The sequence below is a fragment of the Mucilaginibacter sp. A3364 genome (assembly GCF_059690715.1).
This window is the reverse complement of sequence record NZ_JCAWED010000001.1, coordinates 435,460-462,404: the sequence shown is the minus strand read 5'-3', so window position 1 is coordinate 462,404 and position 26,945 is coordinate 435,460. Positions and strand designations below refer to the sequence as shown.

The following is a 26,945-nucleotide window of genomic DNA, read 5'->3' as shown; positions in this document are numbered from 1 at the left end:
TTTGGTGTCTTATAACCTGAAAGCTAAAACGTTGGAAGCCTTATTTGTTGATAAGCATTACTCCCTGGTGGTTGAATGCAAACAGGGCAGTAAAAAGGCCTGTTATGAACTGTACAAACTGTACTCGAAAGCGATGTTAAACGTTGCCTTTCGGGTGGTGGGTAATATTGGCGATGCTGAGGATATTGTACAAGAGGCTTTTTTAGATGCTTTCAGCAAAATAGGCGATTTCAGGCAGGAAACAACGTTTGGCTTGTGGTTGAAACAAATGGTGGTAAATCGCTCCATCAACATGCTGCGCAAACGTAAGCTTGAACTGGTTGAGGTTGAAGACGGCATGATGGACAATATTGCCGAAGAGGAGGAAGAAGACGACGAGGACATACAATACCAGGTGGCCGTAGTTAAAAGTGCCATGAACGAATTACCCGAAGGCTACCGGGTTATACTTTCGCTTTATTTACTGGAAGGCTACGACCATGAAGAAATAGGCGAAATACTAAACATAGCAGAAAACACATCTCGCACCCAACTGTTACGCGCCAAGCGTAAGTTATGCGATATAATTAAAAGGAAAGGAAGAATATGAGCAAGCGATTAGAGGAGTTTATTAGAGAGAACAAACACCAGTTTGATGACCTGGAGCCACGCTTAGAACTGTGGGACAGGATAGAAAAAAGCATGCCGGCAACCATTGCAACCATGCCAAAAAAGCGCGAGGCAAAAACATTTTCGCTGGGTTTTGTAATGCGTGTTGCAGCCGCCGTAATTGTAGTAATGAGCGTATGTTTCGTGTTATATTTACGCAAAGAAAGGGCAGCCGGTGTTGACGTTGTTGCCATTAACCCCGAGTACGCCCGCCAGCAATCACAATACATCAACCTGATAGCTAACAAACGCAACGAGTTGAAAACGCAGGCTAAAAACGACCCGCAGTTATATAAAGAGTTTAGCACCGAGCTCTCTAAGTTAGATTCGGTTTACAAACAACTAAAAAACCAATTGCCCAACAGCCCTAACCAGGGATTGGTATTGCGTGCCATGGTAAAAAACCTGCAGGTACAAGCCGAGGTACTTAACCAACAATTGCACGTTATTGAGCAGTTTAACGAAATGAAAAAAGAGGAAGGCACCAATGAGATCAAGAGTATTTAACACCGCGGCCGGCGCAGTTATGGCTCTTTTGGCCATTACGGTTAATAGCATTGCCCAAAAGCCTGCTACTAAAGCATCGGCGAAGGCGACGGTTAAAACAAGTGCAAAACATAAAACCACCTGTACCGGCGTTAGTATTGCCAGCAAAACCACCCAATGTACAGGTGTAAATGTGAGTGCAAAAACGTCAAAAGCTATCAGGCTTAACGTTTTGCCGGCCTTACGTATGGAAAAAATAGAGCCGCACATTTTTGCTACACCGATGGTGCCCGATGCTATGCTAACTATTGCTGAGCCCGATGTGATAAGCGACCGCGATGCCGACCGTGCCGCGCAACGCGCTGCTGTACGTCAAAGCATTCAGTCAAAAGTGCGTGGCCTGCGCTTGGGAACTGATCCCGATTCGCCGGCTAATGCCGAGGTGGCCGATATACCTGCGGTGGCTTACGGTTTCCGTGATATTGACCCTGATGACGAGCAGGTGCCTGCTCCCGATATGCAGGAATCAAAGATCAGCATACAGCAAAAAGATTACAGCAAAACCTACGATGTTGACGCTAATGATAAACTGATAATTAATAACAGCTTTGGTGACGTAATTGTACACACCTGGAACCGCAACGAGTTTAAGGTTGATGTACACATTAAAGTTACCGCCAACGAAGGTGATGTGTTGATAAGCGATACCAAAATTAATTCGATGGTATCATTCACCACCAAAATAACCCAAAACGGCCGATCGTTATTTGCTACCAGGCGCACAGTTAGCAACATTGTTGTAAACTATACCATATACATGCCGGCTAAAAACGCGCTTGAAATAAGCAACCGTTTTGGTACTATTGTCCTGCCGGATATGGCCGGCCGCGTGGTAATAAACAGCGAGCATGGCGCATTAGTTGCCAAAAACCTGGCAAGCGCCGGCAACATGATCAACGTAAGCAATGGCACCGCCAACATTGAAAGCCTGAAAGAAAGCGACCTGAATGCTGAAAACGGCACCCTGGTACTGGTATCGGCCGAAAAATTGAACGCTAACATCAGCAACTCGACAGCTAAAATTGGCCGCATTATATATTCGGGTAATATTAATGCTAAATATGGTGGCGGTTTGTTAATTGGCGATGTATCAAAAAACCTGCAAAACCTCACCATCAACTCTAAATATACCAACGTTAAGTTAGGTGTTAACAATAGCCAGAATGCCAATTTTGATGTCACCATTAACTACGGCAATTTTAACTACGATAAAAACGCCAACATTTACGTTTTACAAAAAGACACCAATGATAAACGTGACAAATGGAGCGTTTCACAAAACTATAAAGGCTATGTAGGTAAAGGCAATATTAATAAGCTGATATATATCAATTCCAGCTATAGTACTGTTAGTTTAACCGACTAAGTTTTTAGCACAACAGGGACAAAAAAGCCCGGGTCAATCTCAATGATCCCGGGCTTTTTGATAAGTACTGTCATTTCGAACGTAGTGACAAATCTTATACATCGTGCTATTTATCGCTCGTATAAGATTTCTCCCGTTGGTCGAAATGACATTGAGGCGAAGCTTCGTTTACCAATCCATCTTAAGCAATGATACCCCTTGTCGCGGCAGCTTAATATTAAGTTGCAATTTGCCGGTATTAACCGCCAATTGCTGTGCTTTACCTACTGTAGCTAACTGACCAGCCTTTTCTAAAGTGGCGATTTGCGCCGCCGTAGGGTTTTGTGGCGATCCCATTTTTTTCCATACTTCGTACGAGTTGCTGTGCTCATTATCTATTCGGTAATGAGTTAAGGTTACTTTTTTTGCCGGTATGCCGCTAACAGCAATAGCTACGTTTTCGGCTTCGCCCTGCTTATCTTCGTCATGATAGTTCCACACCATTACCGCTGCCGACTTTTTATCTTTTGACGCCAAAACGCCTATATCTGTTTGCGCGCCGCGGATGCTTGAATCCATTACGGCTTTTAGCGGATACATACGGTTGCTGACAGCTTCTACGCGCTGGCCACCCATTTTACCAAACATCCTGAACACGTTCAACACCGGCTTATCAACACCATTTGTCGCCAGATCGCGGAAACCATAAAACCAGGGTTGGTTTTCAAACTCGAACGACCATGAAACCGCGCCCTTAAAATTGATCCCAAACTTATCCTCCAACTCATACTCCCGCGCGAATGATGCGGCGGTATAGCTTGAATACATGGTGCCATTACGGTAGGCATTCTGCGGATCGGTTTTCATGCCGCAGGCCGCGCAGCCTTCCGGGTCAGATTCGCCAACAATAAGGGGTAATTTCTTTGTCTCCGGGTACGAAGCAGCAATTTCAAACCCGGCCGATATATCCCGCAATTGCGGCGACATATTCATGCGCACAATACCGTTAACCACCCTTGGCGAGCCTTTGGCGTGAAACAATATCGCTTCCATTGGCGCGCCCACTTTACCGGTTGCATAATTAGTCCCCGATATGCAATGTTTAATAAAATCGTTTGTCCACTGCGTGGCTTTTTTGCTTGATGTGCCTGCCACGTTTATGCCACCTATTTTAGCGGTAGGCAAAGCGCGTTTAACACCATCTGCCGTATAATCATATAGCTTTAAAAACTCTTCGTAGGTTCCTTTCCAATAATCGCCGTTGGGTTCGTTCCATACTTCCCAGTACCAGCTTTCCACCTCCTGTTTGCCATAACGCTCAACCGAATGTTTCACCCATTGGTAAACCAGTTCGCGCCATTTATCATAATCTTTTGGCGGATAGGCCCAGCCGGTAACAATATCCTGGTAGCGGTCGCCGGGTTTCCAGTAGTGGCGGTACGGTTCGGGGTGTGTGGATAGCGCCTGCGGCATAAAGCCAATCTGCGCCAGCGGTTTCATCCCCCGTTTAACATAGGTATCAAATATGCTATCAATAATAGCCCAGTTGTAAATGGGTTTGCCATTGGCATCTTCGGTATATGCGTTGGTCGATCCCCATTTCAGGGCCGCTACGCCATCGCCGGTAACCAGCAGACTGTGTGTACGTACATAAACAGGCACCGGGCTTAGTTTTGAGATTTCGGTAAGCAACTTTTTGCCATCCTTCATATAAGTGTAGTTTGGCTCGTCATAACCAAACCAGGCCCATACGGGTTTCATGGGTGCTTTTTGCTTTGCAAGGTTGACGGTGATCTTGGCAGGTGTTGTCTGGGCCTCGCAATGTGCGTACAGGCCTACTATCGCCGCAAATAAAAAGGCGAAATGTTTTATTTTTAACATGACTTATAAAGAGATGGTTAGCCAAACTTAAATAAGCTTTTTTACAATGCAAACTATTTTAAGGTTGTAGCTTGAATGATACAGAAGCGAAATTGAATTATATAACGTATTGACCATCAATTTTTTTTGATTACTAAAATTACTATCTTGTATCACCAATTTAAAACCTAAATAACAGCACCTATGAATATGAAACTGTTTTTCCTGCTTACGGCAGTAATCGCTATGTCGCTTGCATCATGCAAAAAAAGCGGCAACGGCGACGACGCGTCTGATAAAAAACTAAAATATCTTATCAAAACCACCACTGTACAGGAGGGTGTAAGCAGCGTAACCAATACGTATACCTACGATAGCAAGAAAAGAATAACTGGCCAAAAAACAACCGGCGGCCCGAGTGAAAGCGAAACCACTTACGCCTATAATGGCGACCAGCTCTTTGAAATTGAAATATATCAGCCGGGCGCAGGATTCAGAGATGTTACCGAGTTTTTGTATGCCAACGATAAAACCATAGCCACTGCCCGTAAAAGAACTTACCGAAACAATGTTTTAAACAGCGATGTAAACTACAGCTACTATTATACCAACGGTAAAATTTCGCAAATTAAACATGATATCTATACCGATACGTACACTTACGATAGCCGTGGCAATGTTATTAAGCGGGTTACAGACGAGTTTAGCGGTTTCACCACCGAGTGGACCTATGACGATAAAGTGAGCCCTAATAATGGCTTTCCTAAGTATATGATAAATTCTACATTTTCGGGTATCTGCCCCAATAACGTACTAACCAGGCCGCCGGGTTCGGCGTTTACATACGTATACGACAGCGATGGTTATCCTGTTAGCGCAACATCAGGCGCCGTAAAATATACATACACCTACACAGAAATGTAGTAAACAGAAAGAGCCGGAAGACATCTCCCGGCTCTTTCATTTATCTTGATTCCTGGTTCTTGACTCTTCCTTCCTAAAACACCCTGCACAAAAGCCCCTTCAAGTATTCTCCTTCGGGGAATGATGACCTTACGGGATGATCTTCGGGCTGGCAAAACTGGTAAATGAACTGCACCTGTTTACCGGCATCCAGCGCGGCCCAGGCTATCACTTGCTTGAATGATTCCAGGTCCATAGCGCCTGAGCAGGAAAAAGTGGCCAGCAGGCCGCCGCTGTTCAACAACAGCATGCCTACTCTATTCAAATCTTTGTAAGCTCTGGCCGCACGAGTTAAAGCCGAGCGTGAGGGCGCATATTTAGGTGGATCGAGCACGATGATATCAAAGGTGTCTCCCGCTTCGCGGAAAGCACGTAATTGCTTGTTAACGTCTGATTGTATGGCGGAATGTTTACCGGCATCTAATTTATTCAGGTCGATGTTTTGCTTCAGCGTTTCGATGGCGAGGGCCGAGCTATCCACACTGGTAACTGATGACGCGCCGCTTTGCAGGCTATTTAAGGTAAAGCCACCGGTATAGCTAAAGCAATCCAACACTTTTTTGCCTTTGGCATATGATGCCAGTATACGGCGATTATCGCGCTGATCACAATAAAAGCCTGATTTTTGGCCTTCGGCGATGTTGATGTTGTAGATAACGCCATTCTCTTTCACTTCCACAAAATCGGGCGGCGGGGTACCCCAAAGCAGTTCATTACTGGTTTCCATCCCTTCGTGCTGGCGCGATGAGGCATCGCTTTTATCAAAAACGCTTAGCGGTTTAAGCAACTGGTTCAACTCATCTATGATCACCGGCATCTGGTTTTCCATGCCCGATGTTAGTACTTGTACAGCCAGGTGATCGGCATATTTATCAACGATCAATCCCGGCAGGTAATCAGCTTCGCTGAATATTAAACGGCAGGTATTGGTATCATCATTCAACACATTGCTGCGGCTGGCAACAGCCATGCGCACCTTAGCACGAAACCAAGCTTCGTCAACCGCTACTTGTTCATCCCACTCCAGCAACCGCAAAGCCACCCGCGACTGATCATTGTAAAAACCATAGGCCATAAAATCGCCTTTGGTGTTTACCAGGCGCACTATATCGCCATTGGCAGGCTTACCCTTAACCCTGTCAATAGCTCCCGAAAACACCCAGGGATGGCGCTGGTTAACGGCTTTTTCTTTATCCTTCTTTAGTACAACATCGATCATGGGTGCAAAGGTAAGAAAATTACCCCTCCCAACCCTCCCCGAGGGGGAGGGCTTTGACTGTCTATTTGATATTTAAAAAGTCTTCCCCTTTGGGGAGATTTAGACGGGGTAACGGGGATGGGTAATGGGGTATAAAAAAAGCCCGGCTTACGCCGGGCTTTCCATTCCATATTTTATCGCTATTAGTTTAAGCTAAAGCGGTTGGTAAAGTTACTGCCATCGGTATTGCGACCGGTGATGGTAATGATACCGTTATTTTTTGTCAGCGCTTTATCAATGTCAGCATCGCTGGTAATTGGCTGCTTGTTTATCTCGGTGATGATAGCACCTACCGGGATATCCAGTTCGTAAAACAAACCACCATCGCGCACCTGGGTAACTACCACGCCACTTGTTATATGGTATTTAGCTTTTTGCGAAGCATTAACCGGCAGGAAGCTGGCACCTAATTTATTATAGATCTCGGCAGATGACCTTGATACCGCGGCTGTACGTGTAGCGGCAGATTCAGGCTTAAGCGTAATGCTGAAGTTTTTCTCGCTGCCATCACGGTCAACGGTTACCTTGATCTTATCGCCAGGTTGTAAACGGGCAACACGCTCTTGCAGGTCTGACGATTCGTAAACTGTGTTGCCTTCTACTTTGGTAATGATATCACCTTTTTTCAGGCCCGCTGCTTCGGCGCCGCCACCGGCAACCAATTCGTTAACATATAAACCGTTGGTTTTGTCGCTGTTTACACGCTCAGGCTGGCCCGGTGTGCTCAGGTCAACAAACGATACACCGATAAAGCCACGTTTAACCGCGCCAAACTTCTGGATATCATTCAATACCTTTTTAGCCAGGTTGATAGGGATGGCAAAGCCATAACCTTCGTATGATCCGGTATGCGAAGCGATAGCGGCGTTAATACCGATCAACTCGCCTTTGGTGTTTACTAATGCACCGCCGCTGTTACCCGGATTAATAGCCGCATCAGTTTGAATAAACGACTCGATGCCTTTGTTATAGCGCGGCTGATCTGATTGTTGCTGCTGCCTGCGGAAACGGCCACCGCCACCAAACGGATTTGAATCTTCATCCTGATCTTCAGAACCGATGATGCCTATACCTCGGCCCTTAGCGCTTACAATACCCGCCGTAACGGTTGATGTTAAGTTAAAAGGGTTACCTACAGCCAGCACCCACTCGCCCACGCGAGCATCGTCAGAGTTACCGAATTTTACTACCGGTAAGTTTTTGCCTTCAATTTTTATAAGGGCCAGATCTGTGTTTGGATCGGTACCGATAACTTTGGCAGCGTAGTGTTTATGATCGTTAGTGGTAATGTCAATTTTATCAGCTTTGGCAACCACGTGGTTATTGGTTACAATATAGCCATCGTTTGAAATGATCACACCCGAACCTGAAGCCTGCTGTGCACGCGGCTCGCTCTGTCCACGCTGGCCAAACATATCGCCAAACATTTGCTCCATCATATCCTGCTGGCGGTTGCTGGCTTTATTGGTATAAGTAGTACGAATGTAAACTACTGCCGGGGTTACCGCCGCGGCAGCCTGTGTAAAATCAACCTCGCCTGCAGATGACAGCACTGAGCCCGTTTTGTAGTTGGCAGCATATACTTGCTGCTTTTCTTCAAAACTCATGTTGTCAGCATACTTCTTTTCAATTAATTTGTAAGCTCCTAACGCCATTGCACCGCCTACAAATGCGGTTAATAATGTTAAACCTAATCTTTTCATATTTTCCTCTCTCTTTTATTAATTTCGCTTGTTCAAATTTAATACCATATAGACGGCTTTAGCAACAATAAGTTATAGTAAGTTATGTTAAAAAATGTTAAAATTTAATCTGACATTTTAAATACCTTGTTTACCCGCCGCCTATCGTAACTTTACCATCGTGAATATACATTTTTATAAATACCAGGGTGCCGGCAACGATTTTATAATGGTTGATAACCGTACCGCAGCTATTGATCACCGCAATCCACAGCTAATTTCAAGCTTGTGCGACCGCCGTTTCGGTATAGGTGGCGATGGCATTATGTTTTTGCAGAACCTGGAAGGCTATGATTTTGAAATGGTTTACTACAATGCCGATGGCGCGCCAAGCAGCATGTGCGGCAATGGCGGGCGCTGTATTGTGGCTTTCGCGAAGTTTTTAGGGGTGATCAAAGAACAGACAAAATTTCTGGCTGTTGACGGTCCGCATCATGCCAAAATTTCAGAAACGGGTGACTGGGTGAGCCTGGAAATGATAAATGTTGACACCGTAACCCGCGATGGCGAGGCCTATGTAATGAACACCGGTTCGCCGCATTATGTAACGCTGGTTAATGAGGACCTCAAAAGTAAAAAAGTATACCAGGACGGCTACGCCATCCGCAATAACGCCACCTACGCCGAAAAGGGCATTAACATAAACTTTGTTGAACCCAACGATAAAGGCGGCTACTTTGTACGCACCTTCGAACGCGGTGTGGAAGACGAAACCTACGCCTGCGGCACCGGCGCCACCGCTGTAGCCCTGGCCATGGCCAAACACCACAACCAAACCGGCGACCTGCAGATACCCATCAAAGTAATGGGCGGCGATCTGAACATCCGCTTTAATTTTGATGGCCAGGTGTTTAAAAACATTTGGTTAGAAGGACCGGCTAAGCAGGTTTTTGAAGGGGACGTTGAAATATAGTCATTAGTCATTAAATACGACTCTAATGACAAATGACTAGTATCCCAATGACCATCATGTTAATAATTATTTAACCCAAAACGCTTCTTATTCCCCGAAAAACTAAGTACGTTTGAATTTTTTCTTTTAGTAGCTTCTATAAATTTTTTACCTGAAGCTATGTTACGTGTCGACAGTTCCAAACCCTGCCAGATTATTTATGCCATTGCCCGGCACGAGTACTTAGGCTATGTTATTGAACCGCACGTAGTTCAGTTAAACCCTAATGGCGAATTCTCGCTAACGCACCAGCGCCTTTTCTCAAACACCGCTACCGAGTTTTCTAACTGTATTGATGAGGTGGATACCAAGCTCATTAAGCTATTGGAGGAGATGGAACAGGGTAATATCATCAAGCGTTACTACAAAAAGCCTATCCGCCCATCGGAGTTCTTTTTAAAAATATTTGACGAGAAACTGTTCGAGGCCATTCGCCCTAAAATAGAGAAGCGCATGGCCGATGCCCTGAATTTACTGGCCACCAAGCAAATTTATTTAATGAGCAAGGAAGGCTATCCCGCGGAGCGGAAACTACAAATAGCTGATGAAGCGGCTTCGGTGCTATTCCATTTCCGCCGTAATGAGGAGGAGATCCGCTACTTCCCTACCATCAAATACCAGGGCATGCGTATCGAGTTCATGTTTAAAAACGCCGAGATCATTTGCAACCACCCCGCCTGGATGCTGATGGATGATACCCTTTACTTCTTCGATAAAGAGATAGAGGGCAAAAAACTCTTGCCGTTTTTAAACAAACGCTACATCGCTATTCCGCGCGCATCGGAGAAACCGTATTTCGAAAAATTCGTCGCCCCGCTTATCGAGAAGCATAACGTATACGCCGAAGGTTTTACCATTGATACCGAAAAGCATGAGGCCATACCCATGCTGAAACCTATTTACATAGAAGGCGGTACATCGCAACTGCAACTGTTTTTTAAATACGCGGGCTATATTTTCCCTTACGGGGATGGCAGGCACGTTTCGGTACGGATGGAGAAAGATGGCGATAACTATACTTTCCATCGCATTAAACGTTCGGTTACCTGGGAGAAGAATAAACTGGCAATACTGGAATCGCTCGGTTTAAAAACCACTTCTTCCTTGTTTCAAAACCTGGAAGTGGCCGGTGGTGCCGAGGATGCCGATCAATCCTTCTCGATATTTGAGTGGCTCAACACACATCACACCCAGCTAAGCGCCGAAGGCTTCGAGATTGAACAACCCGAGGGCCAAAAACGCTATGTATTCGGTAATACCAAAATTGACCTGGAGGTACAGGAAAATAACGACTGGTTTGATATCAACGCCTTCGTGTATTTCGGGCCTTACCGCATACCGTTTATCCAGCTTAAAAATCATATCCTCAACCATAAAAAAGAGTTTACCCTGCCAAGCGGCGAGATAGCCGTGATTCCCGAAAGCTGGTTTTCGCAATACGGCAACCTGCTGCATTTTAGCGAGGGCGGCGATGAACTGAAACTGCGCCGCCACCACATTGGCCTGGTAAACAGCCTGGCCGATGGCGAAATGGCCGAGGTTACCATGAGTCGCAAGCTGCAAAAGCTAACCGACTTTGAGCAACTGGAAGATGTGCCTGCCCCGCAGCATTTCGCAGGTCATTTGCGGCCTTACCAGCAGGCAGGTTATAACTGGTTCCACTTTTTGCAGCAGTATAATTTTGGCGGTTGCCTGGCGGATGACATGGGTTTGGGTAAAACCATACAAACCCTGTCGCTACTGCAAAAACATAAAGAAGATGTAGAGGCGGCTGCCGAAAATAACAATGGCGACGTAAAAGCCACCTCGCTGGTTATCATGCCTACCTCGCTGATCTATAACTGGCTGAACGAGGCTAAAAAGTTTGCGCCTAAGCTGAAACTGATGGTGCATACTGGCACTTTCCGCTATCGCACGGCCGAGGTGTTTGCCAATTATGATGTGGTGATCACCACTTACGGCATCACCCGCATTGATATTGATATGCTGAGCGATTACTTTTTTGATTACGTGATTTTGGACGAGAGCCAGAATATTAAAAACCCGTCGTCAAAATCATACCACTCGGTTAAACAACTCAAATCGCGCTATAAACTAATATTGAGCGGTACACCGGTTGAAAATTCGGTGAACGATTTGTGGACGCAGATGTCGTTCATTAACCCGGGTTTGTTGGGTAGTCAGCAGTATTTTCAAAATGAGTTTGTAACGCCTATTGAAAAGAAGAAGGACGAGGACAAGGCCCGTAAGCTACAGGCATTAATAAAACCCTTTGTACTGCGCCGCACCAAGGAGCAGGTAGCAACCGAACTTCCGCCAAAAACCGAGAACTTGTTTTATTGCCAGATGAGCGAAGAACAGGCGTCCGTTTACGAAAAAGTAAAATCAGAATACCGTAACGAGCTGCTTAAAAGTCTGGAGGACGGCACCTTTGCCAAAACCCAGATCCAGGTGCTTACCGGCCTTACCAAGCTGCGCCAGATAGCCAATCACCCCAGCATGATAGATGCCGATTACGAGGGCGATTCGGGCAAGTTTGAGAACGTTACGCATACCCTGAGCACAGTATTAGATGGGGGGCACAAGGTGTTGATCTTTTCGCAGTTTGTGAAGCAACTCAGTATTTACCGCGATTATTTGGAGCAGCAACACATACCGCACGTATACCTCGACGGCAGCACCCAAAACCGTGGCGACGTGGTAAAGAAATTCCAGGAAGATGAGAAAACCCGCGTGTTCCTCATTTCCATCAAAGCCGGCGGCGTGGGCCTCAACCTCACCGAAGCCGACTACGTGTTTATCCTCGACCCATGGTGGAACCCGGCCATCGAGCAACAGGCCATTGACCGCACGCACCGCATCGGCCAAACCAAAAACGTGTTCATCTACAAATTCATCACCAAAGACACCGTAGAAGAAAAGATCCTGGCCCTGCAACAGCGCAAGCTAAGCGTAGCGCGCTCGTTAATCACTACTGAGGAAAGTTTTATCAAGTCGCTTTCGGCGGATGATATTAAGGAGATATTGGGATAAACATTACTGTTGTCATTTCGACGAGGAACGAGGAGAAATCTTTTACGCCGCGCTACTCATCGACTCTATAAGATTTCTCGCTATCGCTCGAAATGACAGAGTAGTAACGCCAACAAGTCCCGCAATAAATTGCTACTTTTATCTATGCCTAAAAACCTAAAACAAGCGCTGTTAGTTAGCTTACTTACTTTACCATTTAGCGCGTTTGCGCATAATGAGGAAGTACTAATTATCCCAGCCATCACGATAACATCGTTCGTAATATTCTTTATAGTACTTTTAATTATCAAGCCGGGTTTTGATTGCAAACTACCCCTTAGTCTGGTTTATATATTTTCTACTATTTTGATACATGCCATCATTGCCCCACTTCCATTCAGAGAAAATCAGGACATGGTATTTCTAGCAGTAGCTTTTGTGCCTATAATGGCGGTACTTATTGCCTATCCTATTTTGAAAAGGCGTAACGACTTGAAAAAATGAAACAAGCCCATATTCAAAAGTCGATTTCTTCAAAAATTGTAATTAATGCCACTCCCGAAATCGTATGGGACAATATTACCAACGTTAAAATTGAGCAGTTTAGCGATCCGCTGATCTTTCGGCTATTAGACATCCCCAAACCATTAAGGGCCGAAGTTAATTTTGAAGGTATCGGCGGTAGTCGCACAGCATATTTTAATACCGGTAAGCGATTTTTGCAAACCATATTAACCTGGCAGCCATTCAAACAATATTCGTTTGCGTTTAACCCCGAAAAAGGGTTTACGGTGCTTTATATTTTCGATATATCCGAAGGCGTGTTTCAAATCCCGACAGGCACGTATCTGCTCGATAAAGCCGGACAAACTACCATATTACAGTTAGAAACTAATTATAGTATTGACCGTCGGTTTTACTATCTGTTTAACCTCCCGGCCCGCTTTATACTCAAACTATTTCAAAAATATCTGCTTACATCTGTCAAGAAAAATTCGGAGTGAGTGCGATAAAGTTTACAGAGTCGATACTGATAGAACGCCCCAATGAGGTGGTTTTTGACTATACCCAAGACTATACAACAAGATTAACATGGGACACTTTCCTGATAAAAGCAGACCTGTTAAGCGGAGCTATTACGGCCGACAAAGGCATTAAAGCCTTTTGTGTTGCTAAAAACGGCCTCGGTATGGAAACCGAATACATCACCTTTAATAGGCCAAAAGTCACAGCCATACAAATGACCAAAGGCCCGTACATGTTTAGCACCTTCCTGGCATCATGGACCTTTAAGCCAATAAGCGCTCAACGCACCAAAGTTATCTTTCTATATTCTTTCGCGCTTAAATTTCCGTTCAGTCTATTCGCATACTTTATCAAAAACATCCTTCAAAAAAATGTGCGCCAGCGATTGCGGGATTTGAAGTATCATTTGGAAAAGTAACGCCTGGCGATAACTCACCCCGATCCCGATAGCTATCGGGACTACGCTCGTCGACCCCCTCTTCGCTGCGCGTAAAGAGGGTTTTAAAAACTTCGTAAGTCTAGTTCACCACCAACCCCAACCCTCTTTCCGCCAAAGGCGAAGAGAGGGTGCTTCAGCGAAGCGTAGAGCGGGTGAGTAATCGCCGCCAAGCCTCACCACCCAACACACTTACCAAGTTTTAAAAACTTCGTAAGTCTACACGTGTTACCCTTACATGAAAGTTTTATTGGCAGGCGCAAACGGCTACATAGGCACACGGCTCATCCCGGTGTTATTGGAGGATAACGACCATGTAGTATGCCTTGTGCGCGATAAACGCCGTTTTGATGCGCAGAGCGATTATGCCGATAAGGTGAGCCTGATAAAAGGCGACCTGCTGAAAGAAAAACAAATTGAAGCTTTCCCCGATGATATTGATGTGGCCTATTACCTGGTGCATTCCATGTCGCAGGATAAGGATTTCGCGAAACTGGAAGCACTGTCGGCACAAAACTTTGTGAAGCAGCTTGACAAAACCAGGTGCAAACAGCTGATATTTTTAAGCGGAATAACCAACGATTCCGACCTTTCAGAACACCTCACCTCGCGCCGCCATGTAGAAGATGTGCTTCGCGAAGCAAAAGCCGAACTCACTGTGCTACGTGCCGCTATCATCATCGGCTCGGGCAGTTCATCGTTCGAGATCATTCGCGACCTCACCGAGAAACTCCCCATCATGACCGTGCCCAAATGGGTAAACACCAAATGCCAGCCTATTGCCATACGCGATGTATTGGGCTACCTCAACGGCGTTAAAAACAACAAAAAGGCGCTGGGCAAAACTTTTGATATCGGTGGACCGGATGTATTGTCGTTTAAACAAATGATGCTTACCTATGCCAAGGTGCGCAAGCTTAAACGGTACATGATAACTATACCGTTCCTGTCGCCCAAACTATCATCCTACTGGCTATATTTTGTTACTTCCGTAAGTTACGACCTGGCTCAAAGCCTGGTGGATAGTATGAAGAACGAAACCATAATGAAGGACCATGCCATTGATGATGTAGTACCCCGCAAATGTGTCCCCTATCGCGAAGCTTTACAGTTGGCCTTTAAAAAGATAGAGCAAAACTCCATTGTTTCCAGCTGGCGCGATGCTTTGAATAACGGCTACCTCACCTCGGATTTTATGGACCAGATAAAAGTACCGCAACATGGCACTGTGGAGTACACGGTGAACACACCTTTTGATCGCGACAGCAAAGAGGTGGTAGATAATTTTATGTCGATTGGCGGTGCCAGAGGCTGGTATTACTGGGATTGGATTTGGGGCCTGCGCGGCTTTTTTGACCGAATGGTAGGCGGTGTTGGTTTGCGCCGCGGTCGTACCAGCGGCAATACCCTATCTGCCGGCGATGTGCTTGATTTTTGGCGGGTGCTATTGGTAGATAAAGTAAGCGCGCGCCTGTTGTTATATGCCGAAATGAAACTCCCCGGCGAAGCCTGGCTGGAGTTTAAAATAACCGAAGAAGACGGCAAGAAAAACCTGAGCCAGGTAGCTACTTTCAGGCCCAGTGGTTTGTGGGGCCGCGTGTACTGGTACCTGATGTGGCCATTTCATTTTTTTATATTTAAGGGGATGGCTAATCAAATTGTGAATTATAAGGTATTGCCGGTGAAATAAGCCTGCGCTGATTAGTCGCCCGTTTACTTATCGCACAATTAGGCCCTTCACGCACGTACCTTGCCCCGCTCTTCGCCGCGGAGGCGCATTACTTTTGCCATAGCCGCAAAAGTAACAAAAAGGCCTAGTTGGCCGAAAGGCTTCTGCGCTCTAAGGCCACATCGCACAGCAGGCAGAAGCACGGGCTGCATTATTTGCCCGCTTGCGCTCTTGCCCATAGCTCATGGGCAAAAAACGCTATGCCCTTCCAGCCGCACGGCCCACCATCTTCTGCCTGCTTCGCCCGAAGCTACCTCGGCCAACGGCTTCGGGACAGAACCAATATTTGGGACACTTGCTAGATCTTTTTTTGACTCTCATTATTATCCGAAATTCGGGGAAGCAACGGAACCGTCGGCCCCAAGCTTCGGGCGAAAGCGGGCAGAAGAAGCCGGCCTTGTGTGGTGGGAAGGGCATAGCGTTGTTGGCGTGTGCGATGGCCAAGAGCGTGCGAAGCGGCAGCCAATAATGCAGCCCGCGCTTCTGGCCGATTTGCAGCGCAGAGGCCTTGCGCGCAAAAAAGCCTAGGAGCCGACTAGGCCTTTTTGGTTACTTTTGTGGCTATGACAAAAGTAACAGCCGCCGCGGCAATTGAGCGGGGCAAGCCACGTGCGTGAAGGGCCTGAACAAGCGAAAGGTCTGTAAGCGACAAACAACTACGCAGCAAACCTGTTTCCACAACCTGTAGCACTACTCAAAACACCTCTCCCATTTTCTTGTTACCTTCATAGCAAATTACATATGAGCAAACACATATTACTAACCGGCGGCACCGGCGTTATTGGCAGCCAACTAACCGAAGCATTATTACAAAAAGGTTACCAGGTTAGTCACCTTAGCCGCAAGCCCGGCAACAACCCGCAGATCAGCACTTACTTATGGGACATTCACAAAGGGCAGATCGACGAGAAGTGTCTGGATGGCGTAGATACGATTGTACACCTGGCTGGCGCCGGCATTGCCGATAAGCGCTGGAGCGATGCGCGGAAGAAAGAGTTGATCAATAGCCGAACGAAGTCAATTGAGCTTATTTATAAGCTAATGAATAAACGCAAGCACCAGGTAACATCGGTTATCTCGGCTTCGGGCGTAGGTTATTATAGTGACAGAGGTGATGAGCTAATGTCAGAAACCGATGCCCCTGCTGCCGATTTTATGGGCGAATGCTGTATATTATGGGAAGAAGCTGTCGACGAAGGCGAACAATTTGGCCTGCGGATAGTGAAATTTCGTACAGGCGTAGTATTAACCAATGCAGGCGGCGCTTTGCCACAATTAGCGGGGCCGATAAAATTTGGCGTAGGTTCGCCCCTGGGTAGCGGCAAACAGTGGATGCCCTGGATCCACGAACAGGACGCGCTCGATATGTACCTGATGGCTATTGAACAAAACGATATGACGGGTGTGTTTAATATGGTGGCCCCTAACCCGGTAACCAACAAACAGCTAACGCAAGCTGTAGCCAAGCAGCTACATCGTCCGCTTTGGTTGCCCAATGTGCCGGCATTTTTAATTAAATTATTTTTTGGCGAAATGAGTACTATTGTACTGGGCAGCACCAAGGCTTCATCACAAAAAATTGAAGAGGCCGGATTCAGGTTTCAGTACCCCACTATTACCTGGGCGCTGAAGCAAATTTATGAGTAGACAACCGTAGCGCGGCACTGCTGACAAAACCGCGCCACCAAAAATGTTAAGCATTTGACAAATAACGCTGTAGCACGCTACACCAGGTGTAGCAGTGTAGCGTGCTACGCATACGGCGCTACACTGCGCCTCAAAATATGGACGATAAATTAACGATATTCTGGTTTCGCCGCGATCTGCGTTTGCATGACAATGCCGGCCTGTACCGCGCCCTGAAAAGCGGCAAGCCAGTGCTCTGTTTGTTCATTTTTGACAAAGAGATTCTAGACGATCTGGACAATAAGTATGACACCCGCGTAACGTTTATTTACGACACCATTGTTGAGCTGCGCGATGAGCTGCACAAGCATAACAGCAGTCTCCTCATCATCCACGATAAAGCCGAACATGCCTGGCCTAAAATTATTAAGGACCATAACATAGCCGAAGTGTACACCAATCACGATTACGAGCCCTATGCCAAACAGCGTGACGAGGCGGTAGGTAAGTTATTGGCCAAGCATGACATACCATTCAAAACCTATAAGGACCAGGTTATATTCGAAATGGACGAGGTGACCAAGGACGACGGCAAGCCGTACACCGTTTTCACCCCATACAGCCGCAAATGGCGCCAAAAGCTGAATGACTTTTACCTGAAGGCCTATCCCACTCAAAAGTATCTTAAAAATCTGGCAGATGTTCGCCATCAGCATTTACCAACGCTGAAGGATCTGGGCTTCGAGCGCAGTAAGCAGGCCATCCCGCCCAAAACCTATAAAACCATAATTGACGACTATGCCCAAACCCGGGATTTTCCGGCCGTCAAAGGGACCTCGCATATCGGGCTTCATCTAAGGTTCGGCACGGTAAGCATCCGCCAGCTAGCCACCGATGCGTATAATGCCAAAGAGAGAACCTGGCTAAACGAGCTGATATGGCGCGAGTTTTACATGATGATATTACATCATTTCCCAAAAACGATGGATCATGCCTTCCGCCCGGAGTATGACCGCATCCGATGGATAAATGACGAAAAACAGTTTGAAGCCTGGTGCCAGGGCAAAACCGGGTACCCCCTGGTCGATGCCGGCATGCGCGAACTGAACAAAACCGGATTTATGCATAACCGAATCCGCATGTTAACGGCCAGCTTCCTGGCCAAACATTTACTTATAGACTGGCGCTGGGGCGAACGCTATTTTGCCGCCAAACTGCTGGATTACGAAATGGCAAGTAATGTGGGCGGCTGGCAATGGTCGGCCGGTTCGGGTACAGATGCTGCGCCGTATTTCAGGATATTCAGCCCGGATGCGCAAACCAAAAAGTTTGACCCTAAACTTACGTACATAAAAAAATGGGTTCCGGAGTATGCCGACTTCAGCAAATATCCAAAACCCATTGTTGAGCATGCCTTCGCGCGGGACAGATGCCTCAAGGCATTCAAAGCCGCGTTAAGCAAATAATATTATTGCGATACCTCTATAACCTTGATCTCGAACCTGATAATAGTATTGGCTGGGATCGACGTTCCGGTTACTTTGCCGTATGCCAGGTATGAAGGTATAATGAAACTCATGTTAGAGCCCGCGGTGCAATAGTTTGCAAGGCCCTCTTGTAGTCCTTTAATAACATCCGGAAAATCAATAGACGCACCACCGTCATAGTTATACTCGTTAAACAAAGTGCCATTCAGCATAAAGTTTGAGTAGTTAGCCGTAATTGTACTATTAATGGTTATAGGCAGTGTACCTGTACCAGGGGTAAGCACCCGGTAATAAAGCCCCGATGCTGTACGGGTATACGCTGCAGTCAGGTTATTAGCCGTGAGCCAGTTTTTAATAACCATATCATCGTAAGTGCGTTGGTTATCTGTTGGCTTATCATTTATAGTATTGATATAGTACTCTAATGATTGGTTACCATAAATTTTGTTATTATCAACCTCACTACTACCAGAACCGGCACCATTAGTACCAAACGCCAGGCGCGACGGAACCAAAAGCCTCATACTACCTCCGCGATTTTTCAAAAACTCGTAAACAGCGGTTTGAATAGCTTTAGGGAAGGTTGTAGTAATATGCCCAACAAAACCTGAATAGTGATTTTTGATAGTATCAGCCGAAGTATAGCGGCCATCAAAACTTTTAACGGTATAAACAAACGACACGCTATCAGTATACTGCAAGCGGGCACCGGTTCCCGGTTTTATAATTTTGTAGTACATGCCCGATGTATCTCTGGTAGCACCGGTAATATTATTATTCTTAATCCACGTTGTTATCTGCTCCTCGTCATATACCCTGATATCCGGATCTTCACCGCTTTTGCGACATGATGCTAAGCCTATGGTTGTTATTAATAAAAGCGTAAAAATGGTTTGTTTCATTTGTTATTATTTATTTGTGCTCCGTACGTCTGTAAGGAGCGCCGTGCACGGCTATATTAATTTTTTATATCGTACAACTGTATAGTAAAATCGGTTATCGCATGAGCGGGTAATCCGTCCTTTAGCCCAAATGTTACACCCAACGAAGGTTGTGGATAAGGGCCGTACACATAACGAGATGGCAACAACAATCGTACTATGCCACCTTTTTTAATTTTAGGTATACCAACCCGCCATCCCCGAAACACCTCCGACAGTTTAAATGACGGATGAAAATCGTCAGTTTGCGTAAAAACCTGGCCGGTGCTTAACAGCTTACCTGTATAACCTACGGTAACCTCGGTCGAATTGGCAAATAGCGCATTCCCGCTGCCAGGCTCTTCAACTATGTAATAAACGCCGGTGGTATCAGCTTTTTTTGCATTTAAGCCGGGGTTAGCCGCTAAATAGTCAGCAATTATCTTATCGTCAACGGCTGCCTGCGCTTTTTCTGCCGCCGGGCCCAAATCCGTTTTTTTACATGCCGTTAAGCAGGTAACTATAAGTAATATAAAGGTAATCGCCCTGTTCATTTCCAAAAGGCAAATTTATTCTTTTATAATTCAAAAACAGCAGGTTAACACTTTTTAACATTTAATAGTGCAGGCCGTTTTTGCAATTACAGGTATCGGCAATAAAAAGCTATTGATTTTCAGGCTTATAGTTCAGCGTAAGCTGATTGATCTTTTTAAGCATATCGGTTAAATATTGCTTATCCGCTTCGCTGATGTGGGCGTTAAGGTAATTGTTGAATTGCTTGACCACGGCACGGGCTTGCTGCCTTTTCTCTTTACCCAGCGGAGTAAGGTAAATTTTAACCGATCGCTTGTCGCCTTTGTTTGATTCGCGGTAAATAAGGCCGGTTTGTTCCAACTGGTTTAGCATGCGCGACAGGCTGGTTGATTTTAGCCCGAGCAACGCGGCAGCCTGCGATACCGTAGTACCCTCCTGCTCATCAATATTGATCAGCAAATAACCTATCGACTGCGTGATGCCAAAATCAGAAACCAGCAAATTGTAGCGGTTAGCCACAGTTTGCCAAACTATTTTTAAAAAATAATCAATAGTTTCCTGGTGCTTTATATGGCCCGCCATGTGTAATTCAAAGGATTTTTATTTACACAATGGTAAGTAATTTTTCATAAAATCTTCCCTAATATCCCATTTTGCTATCGTCGCCGCGTGGGTCGGCACCGCCCTGGTAGCCTTTTGCGGTTATCAAAATCGCGTCAACCCTACCTATGCCGCCACCTTCGGTAATATCATATCCGCGCTGTGCCAATTTGCTTCGTGCAGGCATTGTTATCGCGCCCGGTTCGCTGGATACTTTGTCGGGCAGCCATTGGTGATGAAAGCGCTTAGCGGCCACTGCCTGCTGCATATCCATTTTAAATTCGATAACATTTAATATGGTTTGAAATACCGAAGTAATAATGGTTGAACCACCCGGCGTACCAACTACCATGAACAGCTTACCATCTTTTTCAATAATAGTAGGCGTCATGGATGAAAGCATCCGCTTACCAGGTTGTATGCTATTTGCTTTGCCCCCAACTAAACCATACATATTAGGCGTGCCGGGTTTCGAGCTAAAGTCGTCCATCTCATTGTTCAACAAAAATCCGGCGCCGCCAACAACGATATGCGAGCCGAACGAGCCATTTAATGTTGTGGTGATGGATACCGCATTACCATCTTTATCTACAATTGAAAAATGTGTGGTTTGATCACTTTCATAACCGGCAAAAGTTCCGGCTTTGATGGATGCGCTCGGGGTGGCGGCATTCCAGTTAAAACTTTGCATACGGCTGTTTATGTAAGCAGGGCGAAGCAAGCTATCCACCGGCACTTTGTAAAAATCCGGATCGCCCAGGTATTTTGACCTATCCGCATAAACCCTACGCTCGGCTTCCACCATTAATTGCACGGTCGAATCGGCATTATGCCCCCAGCTGCTCAGCGGATATTTCTCTATCGAATTTAGGAGTTGCAGTAACGCTATGCCACCGCTTGATGGAGGTGGCATAGTGATGATCTTATATCCTTTATAGGCGCCAATAATTGGTTTACGCCATACCGAATGATAATTGGCCAGGTCGGCCTTAGATATCAAGCCACCTCCTGTTTTCATTTCGGCCACTAACTGATTGGCTACAGTGCCATCATAAAAACCTGCCCTGCCTTTATCGCGTATAGCAATTAATGTTGATGCCAGGTCTTTCTGCACCAGTAAGTCGCCTTCCTGCCAATCTGTATCCTTAATAAAATAAGTTTTACCAGGGTTTCGTTCGGTGAATGTTGTTTTATTGCGGGTTAATGAAGATGCCAGGCGTTTGCTTATTTTAAAACCATTTTGTGCCAGATCGATGGCTGGCTGCACCAGGTCGGCCCATTTTAGTTTACCGTATTTTTTATGTGCTTCTACCATACCGTCAACAGACCCCGGTACGCCCGATGCCTTATGTGTTTGCAGGCTTAAACCCGGCACCACATTCCCGGCAGCATCTAAATACATATTGGTAGTTGCTGTTGCCGGAGCTTTTTCCCTGTAATCAAGCGTATTTGCTTCGCCTTTGGCTGAGCGAAAAACCATAAAGCCACCGCCGCCAATATTACCCGCTTCGGGATAGGTTACTGCCAGGGCAAATTGTACAGCAACAGCAGCGTCAACCGCGTTACCGCCCTTTTTTAAAATATCAACTCCTACTTTTGAAGCATCGGGATAGGCACAAACTACCATGCCGTTTTTATAAGTTTCGGTTGTTTGTTGGGCGATGAGTGTATTTGCAGAAAGCAAAATCGCCAGGCTGCAGCAAATAGCAATGCGGCCTTGTTTTAGGGTAATAAATTTCATCATATCTCGCTGTGTGTGGTGCACCGTTACTAATTTATTAAAAAATAATCCGCATTTACACATAGCCGGTTGGTATTGTGTTATTTATGTCGAAAAAATACAGCAAACGTGTTATTTTCTATCAAAAAGTAATGTTGTATAATTGCGGCTTTAGCTAAACTTTTTAATTTTCCGCCGTCTAAGTACCATAAAACCGTAAACACAGCGTTATATGCACATGAAAAAAGCCATCTACATTTTATCTATTATCACAGCTACCGTATTTATCAGCTCACAAACAAAAGCACAAAACACACCGCCGCCGCCACCACCGCTACCCCAGTTACTAGACCATGATATAACCGATTATCAAATAGCTGCCGGGCTTAAATTTGGCGGTTATGAAAACGGCATATCAGGCAAATTTTTTGTTGCCAAGGATATCGCGATAGAAGGTATCATCGGTTTCCGTAAAAACGGATTGGTGTTAACCGGTTTGTATGAATTACATCAAACAGCATTTAATGTACCGGCACTTAAATTTTACTACGGTGCAGGCGCGCACGTAGGCTCAATTGGCGCGGGCGCTTACCAACGTTTTAATGGCGACAACGAGATCTATAACAAAACACAACTACTATTAGGTTTAGATGGTGTTATTGGCCTGGAATGGATCATCCCAAAATCGCCAATTGCGGTAAGCCTTGACCTTAACCCCAGGGTTGAACTGGCACGCGGACCATTTTTTGACATAGCGCCGGGGCTAGGCATAAAATACACATTTCAATAACCCATAAAAAAGTCCCCTTCTGCATTGCAAAAGGGGACTTTTTTGTTTTTATCGGCTATCGGACAATAAGCACCTTATTGCTATACACATCTTTGCCCAACAGCACCTTTAACACATAAGTGCCTGGCGCCAGGTAGGTTGTATTTATGCTGATGCTAAAATCACCGACAGGCACCGTTCGCACACTGCTATAAACTGTTTTACCCGCGCTGTTTATTAATGATATTATTGATTGATCGGCTGATTTTGCGGTGAATACCACGTTTAAATATTTATTAGCAGGCGATGGAAACGTCACCAGTCCGATGGCATTTTTACCGGGATTAACAGCTTTCAAAGCAAACTTATAAACATCCGATTCTTCAATACAACCACTTGCTGTGGTTATCCTGACTTTATAATTACCACTTTGCTGTGGCTGATAGGTTTGGCCTTTTGCGCCCTCGATCAACTGATCGCCAAAATACCACTGGTTACCTGTTGCCGCGCTGGAATTTAGCGTAGTTGCGTTACTTAGTGTAATGGTTGGCTTAGCTAATGTAACTGCCACCCGGCTTATTGATGCACAACCGGTGCTTTTTACCTTCAGATCGTAAAAGTAATAGTAAAATTTCTTGTACTCGGTAGAATCAGTACCTACGGCGCCGTTCCCGGTAATGCTAAATATGTTGCCCAGTTTAAACGGATAGGCTGTAACACCTGCGTTGTTACGATATAAGGTAGCCGTACTATCATAAACAGTGGTTATGGTGTATTTGCCTGCGGCAGGTAGTGTTAGGTTAAGGTTGTAAACTTTACCCTGGTCTGCAGGGTCATCAGGTTGCGACCCCGGTTGCGGGTTGCTGCGCGTGGCTGTTGCATTAATAGTGGTTGACGATACGATTTGCCCACTGGCATTAGTAACGTTAAAAGTAATACTACCCGAATTTCCAATGTACAAGCGGGCGCTTTGTAAGGTTAAAGGCGCAGCAGCATAAATAAATACATCGGGCGTAAACTGGTTATAACCACCGCCCGAAAATACATTTTTTGTGGCCGGGCCAACTGTTCCGCTAAAATCATTTAAGCCCACGTAGTACATTTGGTTAGTAGGTGCCTGGCTTGTTAAAACGCTGCTGCCGTATGCAAATGGCAAAGCATCGTTAGCCTGCTTGTACCAATACAACGTTCCATCGCCGGTACCTGTTAACGCATATTGGTTGGTGCTAACGCAAAATGACGCTGCCGGGTTAATTGGCGTTGTTGGCGTAAATATTAAAACGTTAGCGGTTGCCTGGTTATTGGTTGTGATCACATCTCCCGGCAGGTTTGCTGTAGCTGTTATCGTATAGGTAGCACCTGGTTGGGCATTAAAGGTATTACTAAAGGTGAAATCATCATCGGCCAATGGTTTCAGGTTGGCGGTGTATGTTTCGGTAAAAGTAGTAACGGTGTTATCAGGTGCTTTTACCGTGATGGTAACCGGTACATTGGTAATTGCTGCCGCGCCATAGTTTTTAAGTTTGACGGTTAACTGCGTTGTGCCATTGCATGAACCTGTCGCCGATGGATTTACGATAGCGCTTATACCCGCATCGGTACTGGTTTGTAAAAATTGTACGCGGTAGTCCTGCGTTTCGCCTTTAGCATAGCTGCCGCAGGCTGTTATTGTTGTTGGATCGGTAGTTTCGGTCAATACAACCCGCATCAGGCTAAAATTACCGGGTGTAACGGTTGTAGGAATGGTGACATTAGTAGTGTAAATACCGGTCGCATTCAACACACCGCTGGTGGCTACCAGTTCGCTGGTTTCAAAAATACCGTTGCCATCCCAGTCAATAAACACTTTGGCTGCTTTGTTAAAATTAGCGCCGCAGGTACCTAATGTCAGGCTTAAAGGATAGGTTTTACCCCGCTCAAGCAGGCCGGTAATGGTGGTATAGTCCGAAAAGGTTTTGCATCCCGGGGCCGGTGTATTATTGATGTTTGAAAAAGTGACGTTATCGATCCGCGAATCGGCGTTTGAAAGCGGGGCCGATGCACAATAAGGCGCGCCGCCAATACCGGTTACTATTAAGGAATAAGCCTGCGCTCCACCCGTTAAAGTGCCCTTATGAGTTATCGTTATGGTATAGGCTTTGCCCGGAGTTGCGTTGGCGATGTAGATCTGCTCCATATTGTCCCTGATATTGTCGCCCGTTATCGCTGCGGCACTCGGCGCGTCGGGATTTAAAACCCATGGGCGATAGGTTGTAGTACCGTCGGATACACGGATATCAAGGTCATTGATCAGTTTTGGTGTGCGGCTGTTAACAGTACCCTCAACAGTTGGAACGCCCTGAACATCCGTCCAGGAAATAGAGGCTATCAGCGCCCCGCTGCCTGATGCGGTTACCGGGAAAGTTTGTGTTTGGCCCTGCGTAAGGGTGTTTTCATTGATACGGCTTTTGCTGCCATTATCGGTAATGGCTTGTACGGCGGTAGGCATGTAAAGCAGTCCCCAACCATATATATAATCAGGCCCCGGGCGACCGGCATCATAAGCGGTATGGCAAGCCAGGCCTTTAAGCGTGGCTGCCTTCATAAAGTTACCCGAGTTTTTCTGCGCATAATACTCCTGCAGCAAGTATAAAGAACCGGTTACCGTTGGCGCCGCGAATGAGGTACCCGACTGCGTATTGTAGGCTGTTGTACCCGTACCTGAACTGGATAACATGTTTACACCATCGGCAACAATATCAGGTTTGATACGGCCATCATCTGTTGGCCCCCAGCCGCTAAAATCAGACACAGTAATAGCACTGCTGCTTGACGGGCCACCCGGTAAAGGGTTTACTGCACCTACCGTTAGTATATTTTTCGCATTAGCGGTTACGCTGATAATATCGTATCCGCCATTATTACTAATTCCTGCCGGACGCGCGCCTTTATTAACAAATGTTTGATTGGTGCGACTGCTATAGCCATAATATGTTTCGCTAACCGCGGGCCCATTGCTTGAACGTGCGTTACCTGCCGATTCGACGATCAGGTAATAAGGTGCGTTATAGGCTATCCTGTCCCAATCGCGTGTGCGGGTACTGTAAAAGCCAAAATTGTAATCAACACTATCACCCGGCAGGCCCGACCATTCCCACCGCTGGGCCGATGAGTTATAGTTCCACCCAGCTACTTCGCCATACGAGTGGTTCGATAAAAGCAGATCGGGGGCGGCGCGGGTCATTTCGGCTACATCATTTTCAAAATCATAGGACGATAAAGTAGTCGCGCCAAAAGCCATGCCTTTAGCAGGTGCATATGCGCCCCTGGCCATAATGGTACCGGCAACACGGGTTGCGTGATCAATAGTGGTTGAAGTATCTTTCAGACTAACGCTCTTCCCGGTAAACTCCTGGTGCGTACGTAAAACCCAGCCACCATCCCACACGGCTATTCTGTTATTTAAAAAGCTGCTTGACCCCGACAAATTAAGGCCCAGTACCCCTCCCGGTTGCACCTGGTTAACACCACTGGTTGCAGCTGCTACAATGTTGTTATGCGTTTGTAAATAGACGGGAAATCCTAAATTATTTACCCCCTGTAAAACTATCGTACCACCATTAGGAGTAAGCCTGCTGATCAACCAGCCGCGTGCTTTGGCCTGATCAAGTGCTTTTTTTCGTCCTGCTTTAAAATTTTCGGCAGCTTCGGTTGCTATACTATTCAGTTCCAATCGTTTTTGAGCAGAAACTAAAGGTTTCTGAGCCAGAGACTTATGAGAATATAAGAATAC

General features: G+C 45.9%; 21 protein-coding genes. 13 read left to right on the top strand and 8 right to left on the bottom strand.

The window, feature by feature from the left end:
- Positions 1–31 precede the first annotated feature (31 nt).
- Genes AC59JT_RS01875 through AC59JT_RS01865 form a run of 3 tightly spaced genes read left to right on the top strand, consistent with a single transcriptional unit; the run spans position 32 to position 2,560 of the window.
- Entirely contained in the window at positions 32–589 is a 558-nt protein-coding gene (locus AC59JT_RS01875; protein WP_497395562.1) for an RNA polymerase sigma factor, read from the top strand.
- Positions 586–1,155, top strand: coding sequence for a hypothetical protein (locus tag AC59JT_RS01870; protein ID WP_497395560.1), 570 nt, complete (start codon positions 586–588; stop codon positions 1,153–1,155). The genes AC59JT_RS01875 and AC59JT_RS01870 overlap by 4 nt, the downstream gene beginning before the upstream one ends.
- Positions 1,136–2,560 carry a hypothetical protein gene (locus AC59JT_RS01865; RefSeq protein ID WP_497395558.1) on the top strand — a complete coding sequence of 475 codons (1,425 nt, stop codon included), beginning with the start codon at positions 1,136–1,138 and terminating at the stop codon, positions 2,558–2,560. Before AC59JT_RS01870 ends, AC59JT_RS01865 begins: the two co-directional genes overlap by 20 nt.
- 168 nt (positions 2,561–2,728) lie before the next feature.
- Here the strand turns inward: AC59JT_RS01865 and AC59JT_RS01860 are convergent, their stop codons facing one another.
- The gene (locus tag AC59JT_RS01860) at positions 2,729–4,420 is read right to left on the bottom strand and encodes a GH39 family glycosyl hydrolase (protein WP_497395556.1); all 1,692 of its coding nucleotides are present in this window, start codon (positions 4,418–4,420) and stop codon (positions 2,729–2,731) included.
- A 183-nt stretch (positions 4,421–4,603) separates the two neighbouring features.
- On the opposite strand from AC59JT_RS01860, the gene AC59JT_RS01855 reads away from it, so the two are divergent.
- Positions 4,604–5,323 (top strand): hypothetical protein, encoded by a 720-nt coding sequence (locus AC59JT_RS01855; protein WP_497395554.1) that lies wholly within the window; start codon positions 4,604–4,606, stop codon positions 5,321–5,323.
- Positions 5,324–5,396: 73 nt separating this feature from the next.
- Here AC59JT_RS01855 and AC59JT_RS01850 read toward each other — a convergent pair whose 3' ends face one another.
- Together AC59JT_RS01850 and AC59JT_RS01845 are read right to left on the bottom strand one after the other, a co-directional pair.
- Entirely contained in the window at positions 5,397–6,581 is a 1,185-nt protein-coding gene (locus tag AC59JT_RS01850) for a class I SAM-dependent rRNA methyltransferase (RefSeq protein WP_497395553.1), read from the bottom strand.
- Between the two features lie 182 nt (positions 6,582–6,763).
- Positions 6,764–8,323, bottom strand: coding sequence for a trypsin-like peptidase domain-containing protein (locus AC59JT_RS01845; RefSeq protein WP_497395551.1), 1,560 nt, complete (start codon positions 8,321–8,323; stop codon positions 6,764–6,766).
- A gap of 160 nt (positions 8,324–8,483) precedes the next feature.
- Between AC59JT_RS01845 and dapF the strand changes: the two genes are divergently transcribed.
- From dapF to AC59JT_RS01805, 8 genes are all read left to right on the top strand, one after another.
- Complete coding sequence (gene dapF, locus AC59JT_RS01840; protein ID WP_497395549.1) at positions 8,484–9,275, top strand: diaminopimelate epimerase; 792 nt, start codon at positions 8,484–8,486, stop codon at positions 9,273–9,275.
- Positions 9,276–9,434: 159 nt separating this feature from the next.
- Positions 9,435–12,347, top strand: coding sequence for a DEAD/DEAH box helicase (locus AC59JT_RS01835; RefSeq protein WP_497395547.1), 2,913 nt, complete (start codon positions 9,435–9,437; stop codon positions 12,345–12,347).
- Positions 12,348–12,491: 144 nt separating this feature from the next.
- Positions 12,492–12,830 carry a hypothetical protein gene (locus AC59JT_RS01830; protein WP_497395546.1) on the top strand — a complete coding sequence of 113 codons (339 nt, stop codon included), beginning with the start codon at positions 12,492–12,494 and terminating at the stop codon, positions 12,828–12,830.
- The gene (locus tag AC59JT_RS01825; protein ID WP_497395544.1) at positions 12,827–13,330 is read left to right on the top strand and encodes a hypothetical protein; all 504 of its coding nucleotides are present in this window, start codon (positions 12,827–12,829) and stop codon (positions 13,328–13,330) included. Before AC59JT_RS01830 ends, AC59JT_RS01825 begins: the two co-directional genes overlap by 4 nt.
- On the top strand, positions 13,327–13,770 hold the full coding sequence (locus AC59JT_RS01820; protein WP_497395542.1) for a type II toxin-antitoxin system RatA family toxin: 444 nt from the start codon (positions 13,327–13,329) through the stop codon (positions 13,768–13,770). The genes AC59JT_RS01825 and AC59JT_RS01820 overlap by 4 nt, the downstream gene beginning before the upstream one ends.
- 256 nt (positions 13,771–14,026) lie before the next feature.
- Positions 14,027–15,478 carry an SDR family oxidoreductase gene (locus AC59JT_RS01815; protein WP_497395540.1) on the top strand — a complete coding sequence of 484 codons (1,452 nt, stop codon included), beginning with the start codon at positions 14,027–14,029 and terminating at the stop codon, positions 15,476–15,478.
- A gap of 780 nt (positions 15,479–16,258) precedes the next feature.
- A complete protein-coding gene (locus AC59JT_RS01810) occupies positions 16,259–17,164 on the top strand; it encodes a TIGR01777 family oxidoreductase (RefSeq protein WP_497395539.1) in 906 nt (301 codons plus the stop codon).
- A gap of 137 nt (positions 17,165–17,301) precedes the next feature.
- Positions 17,302–18,609 (top strand): cryptochrome/photolyase family protein, encoded by a 1,308-nt coding sequence (locus AC59JT_RS01805; RefSeq protein WP_497395537.1) that lies wholly within the window; start codon positions 17,302–17,304, stop codon positions 18,607–18,609.
- Positions 18,610–18,611: 2 nt separating this feature from the next.
- Here the strand turns inward: AC59JT_RS01805 and AC59JT_RS01800 are convergent, their stop codons facing one another.
- From AC59JT_RS01800 to ggt, 4 genes are all read right to left on the bottom strand, one after another.
- Complete coding sequence (locus tag AC59JT_RS01800) at positions 18,612–19,532, bottom strand: FKBP-type peptidyl-prolyl cis-trans isomerase (protein WP_497395535.1); 921 nt, start codon at positions 19,530–19,532, stop codon at positions 18,612–18,614.
- A gap of 56 nt (positions 19,533–19,588) precedes the next feature.
- Positions 19,589–20,104, bottom strand: coding sequence for an FKBP-type peptidyl-prolyl cis-trans isomerase (locus AC59JT_RS01795; RefSeq protein ID WP_497395533.1), 516 nt, complete (start codon positions 20,102–20,104; stop codon positions 19,589–19,591).
- A 109-nt stretch (positions 20,105–20,213) separates the two neighbouring features.
- Positions 20,214–20,654, bottom strand: a complete 441-nt coding sequence (locus AC59JT_RS01790; RefSeq protein ID WP_497399318.1) for a MarR family winged helix-turn-helix transcriptional regulator — start codon at positions 20,652–20,654, stop codon at positions 20,214–20,216.
- Positions 20,655–20,724: 70 nt separating this feature from the next.
- Positions 20,725–22,428, bottom strand: coding sequence for a gamma-glutamyltransferase (ggt, locus tag AC59JT_RS01785; protein ID WP_497395531.1), 1,704 nt, complete (start codon positions 22,426–22,428; stop codon positions 20,725–20,727).
- Between the two features lie 214 nt (positions 22,429–22,642).
- Here ggt and AC59JT_RS01780 point away from each other — a divergent pair, with 214 nt between their 5' ends.
- A complete protein-coding gene (locus AC59JT_RS01780) occupies positions 22,643–23,194 on the top strand; it encodes a hypothetical protein (RefSeq protein ID WP_497395529.1) in 552 nt (183 codons plus the stop codon).
- 55 nt (positions 23,195–23,249) lie between these two features.
- On the opposite strand, the gene AC59JT_RS01775 is transcribed toward AC59JT_RS01780, so the two are convergent.
- Positions 23,250–26,885: a S8 family serine peptidase gene (locus tag AC59JT_RS01775; protein ID WP_497395527.1), complete on the bottom strand. Its 3,636-nt coding sequence runs from the start codon at positions 26,883–26,885 to the stop codon at positions 23,250–23,252.
- Positions 26,886–26,945 lie beyond the last annotated feature (60 nt).

Bases quoted from the DNA above. Each gene is read 5' to 3' on its own strand.
- AC59JT_RS01870 (WP_497395560.1), top strand. From the start codon at position 586: ATGAGCAAGCGATTAGAGGAGTTTATTAGAGAGAACAAACACCAGTTT.
- AC59JT_RS01865 (WP_497395558.1), top strand. From the start codon at position 1,136: ATGAGATCAAGAGTATTTAACACCGCGGCCGGCGCAGTTATGGCTCTT.
- AC59JT_RS01860 (WP_497395556.1), bottom strand. From the start codon at position 4,420: ATGTTAAAAATAAAACATTTCGCCTTTTTATTTGCGGCGATAGTAGGC.
- AC59JT_RS01855 (WP_497395554.1), top strand. From the start codon at position 4,604: ATGAATATGAAACTGTTTTTCCTGCTTACGGCAGTAATCGCTATGTCG.
- AC59JT_RS01850 (WP_497395553.1), bottom strand. From the start codon at position 6,581: ATGATCGATGTTGTACTAAAGAAGGATAAAGAAAAAGCCGTTAACCAG.
- AC59JT_RS01845 (WP_497395551.1), bottom strand. From the start codon at position 8,323: ATGAAAAGATTAGGTTTAACATTATTAACCGCATTTGTAGGCGGTGCA.
- AC59JT_RS01835 (WP_497395547.1), top strand. From the start codon at position 9,435: ATGTTACGTGTCGACAGTTCCAAACCCTGCCAGATTATTTATGCCATT.
- AC59JT_RS01830 (WP_497395546.1), top strand. From the start codon at position 12,492: ATGCCTAAAAACCTAAAACAAGCGCTGTTAGTTAGCTTACTTACTTTA.
- AC59JT_RS01825 (WP_497395544.1), top strand. From the start codon at position 12,827: ATGAAACAAGCCCATATTCAAAAGTCGATTTCTTCAAAAATTGTAATT.
- AC59JT_RS01815 (WP_497395540.1), top strand. From the start codon at position 14,027: ATGAAAGTTTTATTGGCAGGCGCAAACGGCTACATAGGCACACGGCTC.
- AC59JT_RS01810 (WP_497395539.1), top strand. From the start codon at position 16,259: ATGAGCAAACACATATTACTAACCGGCGGCACCGGCGTTATTGGCAGC.
- AC59JT_RS01805 (WP_497395537.1), top strand. From the start codon at position 17,302: ATGGACGATAAATTAACGATATTCTGGTTTCGCCGCGATCTGCGTTTG.
- AC59JT_RS01800 (WP_497395535.1), bottom strand. From the start codon at position 19,532: ATGAAACAAACCATTTTTACGCTTTTATTAATAACAACCATAGGCTTA.
- AC59JT_RS01795 (WP_497395533.1), bottom strand. From the start codon at position 20,104: ATGAACAGGGCGATTACCTTTATATTACTTATAGTTACCTGCTTAACG.
- ggt (WP_497395531.1), bottom strand. From the start codon at position 22,428: ATGATGAAATTTATTACCCTAAAACAAGGCCGCATTGCTATTTGCTGC.
- AC59JT_RS01780 (WP_497395529.1), top strand. From the start codon at position 22,643: ATGAAAAAAGCCATCTACATTTTATCTATTATCACAGCTACCGTATTT.